Source organism: Micromonospora sp. NBC_00821 (assembly GCF_036347035.1).
GTDB lineage: Bacteria > Actinomycetota > Actinomycetes > Mycobacteriales > Micromonosporaceae > Micromonospora > Micromonospora hortensis.
On the sequence record NZ_CP108880.1, the window covers coordinates 4,476,588 to 4,488,620 of the forward strand.

Sequence of the window (12,033 nt, forward strand, 5' to 3'; positions counted from 1 at the left end):
GATCACGCCTGGCGGTGGTGGGACGAGATATGTGAATGCATCGTTGCGTCCGGATCACGGGCGCGTCAAGCACTTCCCCACCATCCGTGAGAGCGTTATCTCCGCAGGTCAGGGGCGACCGTGCGAAGTGAGATCGAATAACGGTTTTCGGGCCGCGATCCATCCGCGGAGGGCCCCGGTGCAGGTGCCCGCACTCGGGACCCTTCCCAACCCCCGGTCAGCGTGAGTAGTACTCGACGACGAGCTGCTCGTCGCAGACCACCGGAACCTCCGAGCGGAGCGGAAGCCGGGTCAGCCGAGCGGTCAGGCCGGACAGGCTCACCTCGAGGTAGGGGGCGAGACGTTCCGGGGCGTGCGCCCCGGCCGCCGCGACGACGAACGGAGCCTTGCCCCGACTGCGTTGCGCCACCTCGATGACATCACCAGGTTGCAGCCGCGCGGACGGCCGGTCCAGGCGACGGCCGTTAACAGTGACGTGCTGATGGGTGACGACCTGGCGGGCCTGGTAGATGGTGCGGGCGAAACCGGCTCGCAGCACCAGCGCGTCCAGCCGACTCTCCAGCTCGACGATCAACTCCTCACCGGTCTTGCCGGGCCGGCGCACGGCCCGGTCGAACGCGCGCCGGAGTTGGCCCTCGTGCAGGTCGTACTGCGCCTTGAGCCGTTGCTTCTCCAACAGCCGGACCTTGTAGTCGCTGGTGGTGCGTCGGGCCCGGCCGTGCTGCCCCGGCGGGAACGGGCGGCGTTCGAAGTAGCGCACGCACTTCGGGGTCAGCGCGAGGCCCAGGGCACGGGAACGCTTGACCTTGGGACGGGACTGATTCATGCTTCGCCTCTCAAGTAAGGTAAGCCTAACCTTATTAGGAGATGATCGCCTTGAGCAAGCCCTCGACCACCACGGCGGACTCCACTGACGACGCGGGTGTCCGAATCCGATCGATGCTCGTCGCCGCCGACTCCCTCACCCTGCACATCCCGGGCGTCGAGGCGTACGTCGTCGGACGACACCTCGTGATGAGCGACGGGCGGCTGCGGATCGACCTACCGGTCGGCTGCCACCTGGCCGAACACCTCACGCACCAGCGGGAGACCGTCGCGATGGTCGAGGTGACCGACCTGGCGCCCACCCCGGTCCGCGACCGGGTGCGAGGGCGCGCCACGCTCACCGGTTGGTTGGCGACCGAGGCCGATGCGACCGGGAGCGATCAGGAGCTGGTGACGGTCCTCGACCTCGCCACCGCCGAGCTGACCGTCGACGGTCGCACCGCGTGCGTCGACCCGGACGAGTTCGCGACCGCCCAACCCGACCCGCTGGCCGCCGTCGAGGCGGATCTGTTGTGCCACCTCGACCACCACCACCCGCACACCGTCGAAGGGCTGAGCCGCCTGATCCCCGCCCGCCACCTTCAGGGCGTCCGCCAGGTCCGGCCGGTACGCCTGGACCGCCACGGTGTCGTACTCCGGTTGGAGCTGGGCACTGGTGATCGGGACGTCCGGCTGAACTTCCGGGCACCACTGCGGCATCCGGTCGAACTCGGGGCGCGGATCGAGGAACTGCTTCGGCACCCGCGCGGCTGCCGCGCCCGGCACGCCCGCTGACGAGCGCCGCCCTCGTCGGCGGTTAGGCAAGGCTGGCCTATGCAAAAAATCCCGAAAAGAGGCGGCTGATAGGGAGTTGTCCCGTCGAGGCCGGGTATCACGGTGACCCGGCACCACCGACGGAAGCGAGATCGCCATGACCGACATGCTGGAGATGCCGCGGGTACACGAGTGCACTGTCACCGACTGCGGCTACAACCACGACGGCTGCCACGCGTTCGCCATCACCATCGGGCAGCAGAACGCCAGCTGCGCCACGTTCATCGACACCTCGGCGAAGGGCGGGCTGGACCGCGTCATCGCGCAGGTCGGCGCCTGCAAGCGGGACGACTGCCAGCACAATGCCGAGCTGGAGTGCCACGCACCGTCCATCCGGGTGGGTCCGGGTCAGGACATCGCGGACTGTCAGACGTACGAGCCGCGCTGATCCCGGCGCGACGCGATCGAGGGACGGCCGCGACGGCCGTCCCTCATCCGCGTTCGAGGCCGGCTACGCGGGGACGACCATCGGCGTGCCAGCGATCGGGTCGGGTACGACGAGGCAGCTGAGACCGAAGACCTGCTCGACGAGGTCGCCGGTGACCACGTCGACCGGCGCTCCCTCCGCGACGATCGCACCGCCGGACATCGCGATGAGGTGGTCGCAGTAACGGCAGGCGAGGTTGAGATCGTGCATGACGATGACGATGGTCTTGCCGGACTCCGCGTTCAGTTTGCGCAGCAGCCGCAGCAGCTCGACCTGGTGGTTGATGTCCAGGTAGGTGGTGGGTTCGTCGAGCAGCAGCAGGTCGGTGTCTTGCGCCAGGGCCATGGCGACCCAGACCCGCTGGCGTTGGCCACCTGACAACTCCCGGATCGGACGGTCGATCAGGTCCGCGGTGCCGGTGGCGTCGAGAGCCCGGGCGACGGCGTCGTGGTCGTCGTTGCTCCACCGTCGAAACCACCCCTGATGGGGGTAGCGGCCACGGGCCACCAGGTCGGCGACGGTGATGCCGTCGGGCGCGACGGGAGTCTGCGGGAGCAGCCCGAGCACCTTTGCCACGTCGACGTTACGCAGGTCGGCGAGGGGTTTGTCGTCGAGGAAGACGGCGCCGTCGCGCGGTGCCAGCAGTCGGGCCAGGCCACGGAGCAGGGTGGACTTGCCGCAGGCGTTGGCACCGACGATCGCGGTGACCTTGCCGTCGAGCACTGCGACGTCGAGGCGGTCGACGATGGTCCGGTCGTCGTAGCCGAGGGTGAGACCCTCGGCGCGTAGTCGGGTCATCCACCCGCTCCTTGTCGGTTGGTGGTGGCCAGCAGCCACAGCAGGTAGGGCGCGCCGACCGCACCCGTCACCACGCCGGTGGGCAACGGTGTCGGCAGCACGTGCACGGCGACGAGGTCGGCGGTGAGCAGCAGCGCGGCACCGACCAGGGCGGCGGGCAGGACCCCCTGGGCCGCCGGGCCGAGGAGCCGGTTGGCGATCGGCCCGGCCACCAGGGCGACGAAGGCGATCGGGCCCGCCACCGACACCGCCAGGGCCACCAGCACCACGGCGGTGCCGAGCAGCCCGGCCCGGCTGAGCTCGGCCCGGACACCCAGCATCCGGGCGGCGTCGTCACCGAGTGCGAGGGCGCTCAGTGGCCGTTGCAGCAACGTGGCGACCGGCAGCAGGACGATCAGGGCGCCGGTGAGCACCCACAGCTCCGTGGTGCTGGCCTGCCCGACCGACCCAATCAGCCAGTGCATGGCCTGGCGGGCCTCGAAGAGCTGCGCCCGGCTGAGCACGTAGCCGACCAGGCCCTCGAAGAAGAGCGCCACCCCGATGCCGATGAGGATGAAGCGGTAGCCGCTGACGCCGTCGCGCCAGGCCAGCAGGTACATCGCCAGTGCGGCGGCGACCGCGCCACCGAGAGCGAGACCGCTGACGACGAGCCCGCCGGCCTGGAGGAGCACGATCCCGGTGACGGCCGCCAGCCCTGCCCCCGAGGTGATCCCCACGAAGTCCGGGGACGCGAGGGGGTTGCGCAGCAACTGTTGGAAGATCGTGCCGGACGCGCCGAGGGCGAGCCCGACAGTCAGGGCTGCGGCCGCGGTCGGCAGCCGCAGGCCACGGACGACGAAGTCGACGCTGGGATTGTCGGACAGGTGCAGGACCGAGGCGATCACCTCGGCGGCGCCGATGCGGAAGCTGCCCACCATCATGGTGAGCACGAAGAGGGCGGTGACCGTCACGGTCAGGGCACAGGTCACCACGATGGACCGGCCGGCTCGACGCCTCCGGTTGGCGCGCAGCGCCGCTGCCGTGCCGGACGGGGCGGAGCGGCGGTCGGTCGTTGTCGTTGTCGTTGTCGTTGTCGTTGTCGTTGTCGTCACCATGCTCAGACCTCCGACAGTCGGCCGTAGCGCACGATCGCGATGAACGCGGGCGCGCCGATCAGCCCGAGGATCACGCCGACCTGAACCTCGTCGGGGGCGGCGGCCATCCGGCCGAGCACATCGGCGAGGAGCAGGACGATGGGCGCCAGCAGCATCGAGTACGGCAGGATCCAGCGGTAGTCGGGGCCGCAGATGAACCGCGCCAGGTGCGGTACGACGAGCCCGACGAAGACGATCGGTCCGCAGGCCGCGGTGGCGGCCCCGGCGAGCATCGCGACCACGGCGAAGGCGGCCACGCGGGTACGGGTCACGTTCTGGCCGAGGCCACGCGCGACGTCCTCGCCGAGCGCGAGGCCGTTGATGGCCCGCCCGAAGCCCAACGACGCGGCCAGGCCGATCAGCAGGAACGGCGCGACCCCGGCCAGGATCGGGGTGTACCGACCGGCGAGCGACCCCACCTGCCAGAACCGCAGCTCGTTGAGGGCGTCCACGTTCGTCATCACGACCCCGCTGGTCACCGACGCCAGGCCGGCGGTGACCGCCGCGCCCGCCAGAGCCAGCTTCACCGGGGTGGCACCCTCTCGGCCGAGCGAGGCGACCGCGTACACCAGGGCCAACGCCGCGATCGCGCCGGCGAACGCGAACCAGACGTAGACACCGACGCCGCGCACCCCGAGCACGGTGATGGCCAGGACCACGAACGCGGCGGCCCCGGAGTTGATGCCCAGGATCCCCGCGTCCGCCAGCGGGTTGCGGGTGACGCCCTGCAGGATCGCCCCGGCCACCCCGAGCGCGGCGCCGACCAGGATGCCGAGCAGAGTGCGGGGTACGCGCATCTCCAGCGTGACGGTGCTGCTGATCGGTCCGTCGCTGTCGAGGCTGAACAGGGCGTGCAGCACCTCGGAGAGCCCGATCGAACGCGAGCCCATTGTCACGCTCAGGAAGCCGACGAGGGCGAGGACCGCACAGAGGACGGCGAGCCCCGGCCCGAGGGCAGAGGCTCGCCGCACGCCTCCCGTCGAGGTGCGCGTCCCGATCTGGTTAGTTGCCGACATTCGGATCAGCGGCCTTGACCGCCTGGGTCAGCTTGTCCAGCTCGGTGGCGAAGTCCCCGTAGGTGTGCAGCCAGAACGCCGGCCAGGAGACGGTGGCACCGACCTTGGCAGCCTTGATCTTGGACCAGGTCGGCTGCTTCGTGCTCCACTCGGCGTTGGCGGTGGGCGTGAAGGATCGGCCGTCCCACAGGATCAGGTCCGGCTGGTACTTGTCGGCGTTCTCCCAGCTGAGGTTCTCCCAGTACGGGAAGGCCGGGTCCGGGCTGGCCGGGTTGATCACCTTGAGGCCCCAGGTCTGCAGGTCCAGCAGCTCGGGCGCGTACTCGGGGTTCGCGACGTAGACCTTCTCCGTCGAGGGCGACATCGCCGCGACCGTCAGGTCCGGCTTGGCCGAGGTCGCCGCCTTGAACGCGGTCACCGCGTCCTCGAAGCGCTTCTTGTTCGCCGCGATCTGCGGGCTGGCCACGTCGGCGCCGAGGCTCTCGGCGAGGTCCTCGTACCCCTCGGCCAGCGCGACGATCGACTTGCCCTGCGTGACACCGACGACGGGGGCCAGTTCGGCGAGCTTCTTGCTCTTCTCGTCGACGCCCTCCTCCATGCCGCTGTGCGCCTTCTCGGCCGGCCACCAGTCGCCGACGATCAGGTCGGGCCGCAGGGCGGCTGCCTTCTCCACGTCGATCTTGCCCCACTCCTCGCCGAGGATCTGGATCCCGGTGAGGTCGAGGTTCTTCAGATTGGGGTCGGTCTTGACCGACTCGTCGGCGTAGACGCCGACCGGCTTGATGCCGAAGGACATGAGCGCCGCGGCCTCGCCGGCGTGCGCGATGATCCGCGTCGGTGTCTTGTCCGCCTTGACGACCTTGCCCGAGCCGTCGTTGAAAGACCAGGGGCCGGAGACGGTGGCAGCGGCGGCGGTGTCACCGGTGCCCGTGTCGTTGCCACAACCGGTGAGCCCGCCGAGCACGGCGCTCAGCGCCGCGACGGCCAGGACCGGACGCCATGAGTGCATGGTGAGGTTCCCGATCTTTCGAAGAGAAGCGAGCCATCCGGCCCGAAAGTTAGGTTAGGCTAACCAACACTTCCGGTTTTGGCCAATGCCGGGTGCCCCCACCTCGAAAGACGGCCGCGAAACGGGCGATCGGACGCTCAGCGACCGCCCGCGACCAGCTCGGCGATCATCCCCTCGCAACTGCGGACGACCACCTGAGCGCCGCGCCGCTGCGCCAGCGGGAGCAGAGGATCCTCCGCCCGATCCCGCCACCGCCACTGCGCGTCGGAGGCGACCTCCCAGAGCTGCCGCACGTCGGCCTCATGCTCGACGCCGAGCCGAGCCGCGAGGCCCACCCCGTCGCCGCCGACCAGCCGTTGCGCCTCGGCGGCCAACTCCGCGTCGAACCCCAACCGGGTGTTCCGCAGCGCCACCAGCAGGCGCAGCTCCCGGAACTCGTGCGCGCCGGCGAGGATCTGCTCCACGGCGCCGACCAGCTCGGCGGAGCCCCGGGTGGGCTCGGCCCGCAGCAGCGCCTCCACAGCGGCCAGCGCGGACCGCGCCTTGAGAGCGTCGCGGCGATCGATGAAACACCGCGTCACCGACTCACGCAGCTCGGTGAGACCGCTGCGCCGAATCAACTCCGCGGAGAGTTTCACCCGACTGTCGAACCCGCTGCGCACCAGCGTGGCCGCCAGCCGGACACCGAAGACCCCGAACCGACCCAGCAGCGCGGCGCGCACCTCGGTGTCCAGCCGCACCGGCAGCTCGCCGCGGAGGAAGCGGTCGGCGGAGATGAGGTGGGTGTCCAGCTCCGCCCGAGGCACCTGAGCCAGGGTCGCGAGCGCGGCGAAGTCGGATTCACCGAGCATCCGGCCGGCCAGGCCGATCATGCCGCTGCACGCCACGACGTTGACGCTGAGCGCGTTCACCCTCGGGTCGCGGTAGTGCCGGCGGGCGAGCTGACGGGCCGTGAGCAGACCGTCGATCCGGCCGCCGCCGGTCTCGTCGGCGCGGGACAACACCATCACCACGTTGACCGCAGCGGACTGTCCGACGGCACTGTCCCGTGCGGACTCCAGCACCCGCAGGTCGCTGTCGCGACCGTCGCGGGTCAGGTACAACACCGCGTCCGAGTCGCGCAGGACCCGCTCCAACACCGGCGCCCGGCCCTGCTCGGCGCCGACGGTGACCGCCGGGGTGTCGATCAGCGTGATCTGCCGCAGCGCCCGCGTCGGCCACCGCACCACGATGTCCCGCACCTCCCCCGCACCCCAGCCCAGATCCACCCGCAACCCGGTCGCCGACTTCACCACCGCCAACTCCTGCGGCGGCTGCCCGACCGGGTAGGCGGTGGCACGCGGCGCGGCCCCGTCCTCGTACCAGGTGAAGGCCCCGTCCGCCCGCTCGACCGGCGCTACCTCCTCGCCCATCAACGCGTTGAGCACCGTCGACTTGCCCGACCGCCACGGGCCGACGATGGCGATCCGCAGCGGCTGCTCCAACCGGGCCACCTGTTGCCGAAGCTCAGCGACGGCCCGGGGATTGTCCTGGTACAGCTCGATGGCCTGGTGCAGCAACCCCCACGCCGCCTCGTCCAGGCGCACCCCCACTGTCATGCCTGAGGCTCCAGCAGCAGCGGGGCGGAACGGGCACCGGTCAACTGTTGAGCCTGCTCGTACACCGCCGCCAACCGGGTCATCTTCGACCGGATCTCGCGCTGCCGCTGCTCGCGCACCGAGGCGTCGGTGTCGGCCTCCTGCTTCGCGCTGCGGAACGACTGCACGATGGCCTCCTGCAGCTCCTCGGTCAGCCCCGTGAAGTGATCCCGCAGCATCCGCTGCACCTGCCGGGCGGCGTCGCGGCAGTCGCGAATGATCCGGACGAAGAAGTCGTCGACATGCCGCTGGATGGCCGTCTTGACCGTCGCCTGCCGACGGCGGAGCAACTGCTTGCTCTCGTCACGGATGCTCTTGCCGCCGAAGAGCGCCCCGATGCCGACCGAGACCGGATTGATCATCGGCATGCCGGCCAGGGTGGTCGCCAGACCGAACATCAGCATGCCGCCGTACGAGCCCTTCATGCCGGTGAACAGCTTCTGACCGGTGGTGAACCGGTCGATCGTCGGCCGCTGCAGCTCGGGCATCCGCTCGCCGATGTCGTCCGGCATCGTCATCGACCAGGGCGGCAGGACGTCGTAGCCGTACCTGTCGAAGTTGGCGGCCACCCGCCGGGCGATCCAGTCACAGCGCTGGATCAGCCACTCGTGGTTCGCCTCCGCCGCCTCCACCAGGCTCCGCTCCAGCCAGTCCTGGAAGGTGTCCCAGGCGACCAACGGGTCGGCCGTGTCGAACGCCTCGTCCACCGCGCGCAGGATCTGTCGGGTCCGGTCACGCAGGTCGTACTCAAGGTCGGCGAGCAGGTCGGTGATCTCGTCGGTCAACGTGTTCTGCCACCGGGTGGAACACCGGCGCAGCTCGTCGACCTCGCGCTGCGCCGCGTGCAGCCGGGAGATCGGCCCGGACTGCTCCTCGACGTCCTGGGTCGCCAACTCGGCGCGCAGCGGCGCGGCCAACTGCTCCACCACCGTCCGGGCCACCGTCTGCACCGCGGCCCGGGCCAGGTGGTCGGCCTTGCCGGCCAGATCACGTTGCAGCCGGGCGATCAGCGCCGGGAAGCCCGACTCTGCGTTGAGCACGCGGTCGTCGGCCGCGGCCGCGCGCAGTCGCAGCGCCGCCGAGACCGGGATCAGCGTCGCCGGAACCCCCGCCTCGGCCAGGTGCTGGCGGTTGCGCTCGGCGACCGTACGCCAGTCCGCCACCAGATCGGTCTTGCTCTGCACCACCACCACGTTCGGATGCGAACGCATGATGTGCAGCAGCATGTTCAGCTCGGCGACCGACAACTCCCGAGTGGAGTCGGAGACCAGCAACACGGTGTCCGCGCGGGCCGGCGAGGCGACCGTGGCGGCGGCGCCGATGCTCGCGACCTCGTCGGTGCCGGGAGTGTCCACCAGCACCAGCCCGGCACCGAGCAGGGCACGGGGAAGTCCGATCTCGACGTACGCCGGACCGCCGCCCGGCCGACGTCCGACCAGGCCGGCAACGCCCGCCGCGACCTGGTTGAGCGCCACCGGGGTCCGCTCGACGGCCACCGCGTCGGCGGTGCCGGCGGGGTGCCCCGGGGCTGGCTGCGGCGCCTGCGCCACCGCCGCGGTGGGGGCCTCGGCGTGCCGCACCACTGTCGGCAGGACCGTCGTCCGGCCGTCGCCGACCGGGCACGCCGGAGCGTTGATGATCGCGTTGATCAGCTGACTCTTGCCCTGGTTCGGCTCACCGATGACCAGGACGCGCAGCGTCGGGTCCAGCAGTTGCGCGCGCTTCTGCCGCACCGTCTGAAGTAGGTCACCGCGACCGTGTGCAGTGCACGTGCGAGCGATCTCATCCAGCACGTCCAACCAGATCCCGGCCATCACCGCACCAAGTGTGCGGATTTCGGCTTAATTATCAAGAGGGACCGGATGTGGAACCGGGAAGGGCCGGATCGCCCGAGACGATCCGGCCCTCCGCTCCGACCGGAGATCCGGGTCAGAGCAGACCGCCGGTGATACCCAGCAGCCCGTGATCGGACGAGGCGTGTGAGTCGCCGAGCACACCATCGGTGACCCCACCGGTCACGTCACCGACAGTGTCGGTGACACCGGGGAGGAGGCTGTCCACCTGGTGCGTCACGCCGCCCACAGTCGACGGCACGTCGAGCGGCGGGACCCCGCCGACGACACCGTCGCCATGCCCGAGGCCCAGCCCGTTGAGGGTGTCGTCGACACCCAGCGAGCTGACGACCCCACCGAGCTGACCGTGGGTGCCGGAGAGGACACCACCGGTCAGGTCGCCGCCGATCAGATTCGAGTCAGTGACGCCGAGCAGACCGCTCGGGTCGCCGACGGTGCCGGTGACGTCACCGAGCACCGGGTCCGCGATCGCGTCCACCGGCTGCACCACGTCGGCGTCGAGGGTGTGCGCCACGTCGGAGACACCGGCCAGGTCGGTGTCGAGGCCGTACGGACCGACGCCCAGACCGATGCCCGGCAGCACGGTGACCCCGGCGGCGGCGGTCGACGGGTCGACAGCGATGGCGCCGAGCACGCCGGCCTTGACGTCCACGCCACTGGGCGAGCTGGTGACGCTGATCTGCTGCGCCACGCTCTGCAACTGACCCACCACGTCGGTGGTGTCGGTGAGCAGCGGGTTCAGACCGAGCTGCTCGACCGGCGAGGCCAACGGCGCGAGGCCCGCACCCGGCGCGTAGTCGACGACCAGCGGTACGACGTCCTGCACGTCCGCGGCGGTGATGTCGGTGAGCCCGGCGCCCCGCAACGCGCCCTCGGGGTCGAGGTCGAAGGCCGACCGCGCGTCCGGGTTCGTCAGTAGGTCGAGCACGAAGTCGTGGAGCGTCTGCTGCGAGTCCATGTGCCGGTTCTCCTCGGATGTGGCATTGGCGGGGTGTCGTACGTCGACGGTGACGACGCTATTGCCGGGGGTCGCCCCCGGGCATCGGGGCTCAACCCGCATCCGGGCCGGTTGAACTAGGGGCTCCCCCACCTCGTACGTTAGGGGGACAGGGGGAAACCGTCCCGGCGAGATTAGGGTCCCGACCAGGGACTGATCTCTGGTACGAACGTAGGAGCCCGCGGGGTTCGCCGGGGGTGGGTCGTCGGGGCAGCCGAGGCCATCGCCACCGACCGGCCGACTCACGGGGAGAGACAGAGACGATGCCGTACGTCCTGGGGATAGACATCGGAAGCAGCAACACGGCCGCCGCCGTCGCACGGCGACGCGGCGCGACCTGGACCCGTCCCGAGGCCGTCCCGTTGAGCGCCGGCTCACCTCTCATGCCGTCGGTGTTGTGCCTGGCCGAGGACGGTTCGCTGCGCGTCGGCGAGCCCGTGACCGACGACGGCAGCCGCACCACCCGCGACTTCGTCCACCGGATCGGCGACGACGTGCCGGTGCTGCTCGGCGGCGAGCCGTGCGCGCCACAGACCCTGACCGCCGAGCTGGCGGCGTGGGTGGTGGAGCGGGTCCACGCCCTGGAGGGTGGGGCGGCCGAGGCGATAGTGCTCAGCCACCCGGCGGGGTGGCGTCCCTACCGACGGGAGGTGCTGCACCGGGCACTGTCGGACCTGGGCCTACGGCACGTGACGTTGCTGCCCCGCACTGTGACCGTCGCCGAGAGCCACGCCGCTCGCGGGTTCGCGGGCAGCACGGCGGTGGTCTACGCCCTCGGGGGCAACAGCTTCGAGGCGGCTCTGGTGCGCCGCACCCCGCGCGGCACGTACGAGACGTTCGGCACCCCGCAGGGTCTCGACTCGATCGGTGGCGCCGACTTCGACGAGGCGCTCGCCGAGCATGCTCGTACCGTGCTGGCCCGGGAGTTGGCCGCGACCGGTCGTCGCGGGGCCCAGGTCGCGTTGCGCGGGCTGCGCGCGGAGTGTGACCGGGTCAAGCGGGTGCTGACAGTCGACCTCACCGCCGACGTGGTGCTGACCCTGCCGAGCGGCCCGGCGCGGGTGCCGGTGACCCGGGCACAGTTCGAGGCCATGATCCGCCCGACGGTGCAGGCCACAGTCGACCTCCTGCTCCGGGCCGTACGCAGCGCCGACCTGGCTCCGGCGCAGCTCGACGGCGTGCTGCTGGCCGGCGGCTCCACCCGGGTCCCGCTCGTGACCGAGCTGATCGGCGCGGCCCTCCCGGTGCCCGTCGAGGTGGAGCCGGACGCACAGTTGACCGCTGCCACCGGGGCGGCGATGGCCGCCTGTCAGGTGGTGTCACCACGCCCTCGCCAACCGCCGCCGGCCCGCGTTCCGGCACCGGTCAGCGGCGCCGGGCGAGCCACCCTTCCGGCACCACGCCGTGCCCATCACACCGTTCCGGGCGATCCGCCACCGCGGCCCCCGGTCCGGGTCCTCCCACTGGAACTGCCGAAGCCGTCCCGCCTGGCGCTGGCCCGCGGCCGTGGACGCGAAGGATAAGC

At 70.9% G+C, this 12,033-nt stretch carries 11 protein-coding genes; 3 read left to right on the top strand and 8 right to left on the bottom strand.

The genetic code is table 11. The features are described from left to right. Window positions 1-217: 217 nt before the first annotated feature. Window positions 218-826: a 30S ribosomal protein S4 gene (gene rpsD / locus OHB44_RS20475; protein WP_330437894.1), complete on the bottom strand. Its 609-nt coding sequence runs from the start codon at window positions 824-826 to the stop codon at window positions 218-220. A 113-nt stretch (window positions 827-939) separates the two neighbouring features. Here rpsD and OHB44_RS20480 point away from each other — a divergent pair, with 113 nt between their 5' ends. Together OHB44_RS20480 and OHB44_RS20485 are read left to right on the top strand one after the other, a co-directional pair. After that, window positions 940-1,599, top strand: coding sequence for a DUF2470 domain-containing protein (locus OHB44_RS20480; protein ID WP_330441260.1), 660 nt, complete (start codon window positions 940-942; stop codon window positions 1,597-1,599). Between the two features lie 136 nt (window positions 1,600-1,735). After that, entirely contained in the window at window positions 1,736-2,026 is a 291-nt protein-coding gene (locus OHB44_RS20485) for a DUF1540 domain-containing protein (RefSeq protein WP_112678265.1), read from the top strand. A 63-nt stretch (window positions 2,027-2,089) separates the two neighbouring features. Here the strand turns inward: OHB44_RS20485 and OHB44_RS20490 are convergent, their stop codons facing one another. The 7 genes from OHB44_RS20490 to OHB44_RS20520 form a co-directional block, all read right to left on the bottom strand. Then, complete coding sequence (locus OHB44_RS20490; RefSeq protein WP_266302089.1) at window positions 2,090-2,863, bottom strand: ABC transporter ATP-binding protein; 774 nt, start codon at window positions 2,861-2,863, stop codon at window positions 2,090-2,092. Then, complete coding sequence (locus OHB44_RS20495) at window positions 2,860-3,957, bottom strand: FecCD family ABC transporter permease (RefSeq protein ID WP_330437895.1); 1,098 nt, start codon at window positions 3,955-3,957, stop codon at window positions 2,860-2,862. Before OHB44_RS20495 ends, OHB44_RS20490 begins: the two co-directional genes overlap by 4 nt. A 2-nt stretch (window positions 3,958-3,959) precedes the next feature. Further along, window positions 3,960-4,967, bottom strand: coding sequence for a FecCD family ABC transporter permease (locus tag OHB44_RS20500; protein ID WP_330437896.1), 1,008 nt, complete (start codon window positions 4,965-4,967; stop codon window positions 3,960-3,962). A 31-nt stretch (window positions 4,968-4,998) separates the two neighbouring features. After that, window positions 4,999-6,021 (bottom strand): ABC transporter substrate-binding protein, encoded by a 1,023-nt coding sequence (locus tag OHB44_RS20505; RefSeq protein WP_330437897.1) that lies wholly within the window; start codon window positions 6,019-6,021, stop codon window positions 4,999-5,001. 137 nt (window positions 6,022-6,158) lie between these two features. Next, window positions 6,159-7,619: a hypothetical protein gene (locus tag OHB44_RS20510; RefSeq protein ID WP_330437898.1), complete on the bottom strand. Its 1,461-nt coding sequence runs from the start codon at window positions 7,617-7,619 to the stop codon at window positions 6,159-6,161. Then, entirely contained in the window at window positions 7,616-9,391 is a 1,776-nt protein-coding gene (locus OHB44_RS20515; RefSeq protein WP_330437899.1) for a dynamin family protein, read from the bottom strand. The genes OHB44_RS20510 and OHB44_RS20515 overlap by 4 nt, the downstream gene beginning before the upstream one ends. 196 nt (window positions 9,392-9,587) lie before the next feature. Next, on the bottom strand, window positions 9,588-10,469 hold the full coding sequence (locus tag OHB44_RS20520) for an IniB N-terminal domain-containing protein (protein WP_238683924.1): 882 nt from the start codon (window positions 10,467-10,469) through the stop codon (window positions 9,588-9,590). A gap of 302 nt (window positions 10,470-10,771) precedes the next feature. Between OHB44_RS20520 and OHB44_RS20525 the strand changes: the two genes are divergently transcribed. Further along, window positions 10,772-12,031, top strand: a complete 1,260-nt coding sequence (locus OHB44_RS20525; protein WP_330437900.1) for an Hsp70 family protein — start codon at window positions 10,772-10,774, stop codon at window positions 12,029-12,031. Window positions 12,032-12,033: the final 2 nt, after the last annotated feature.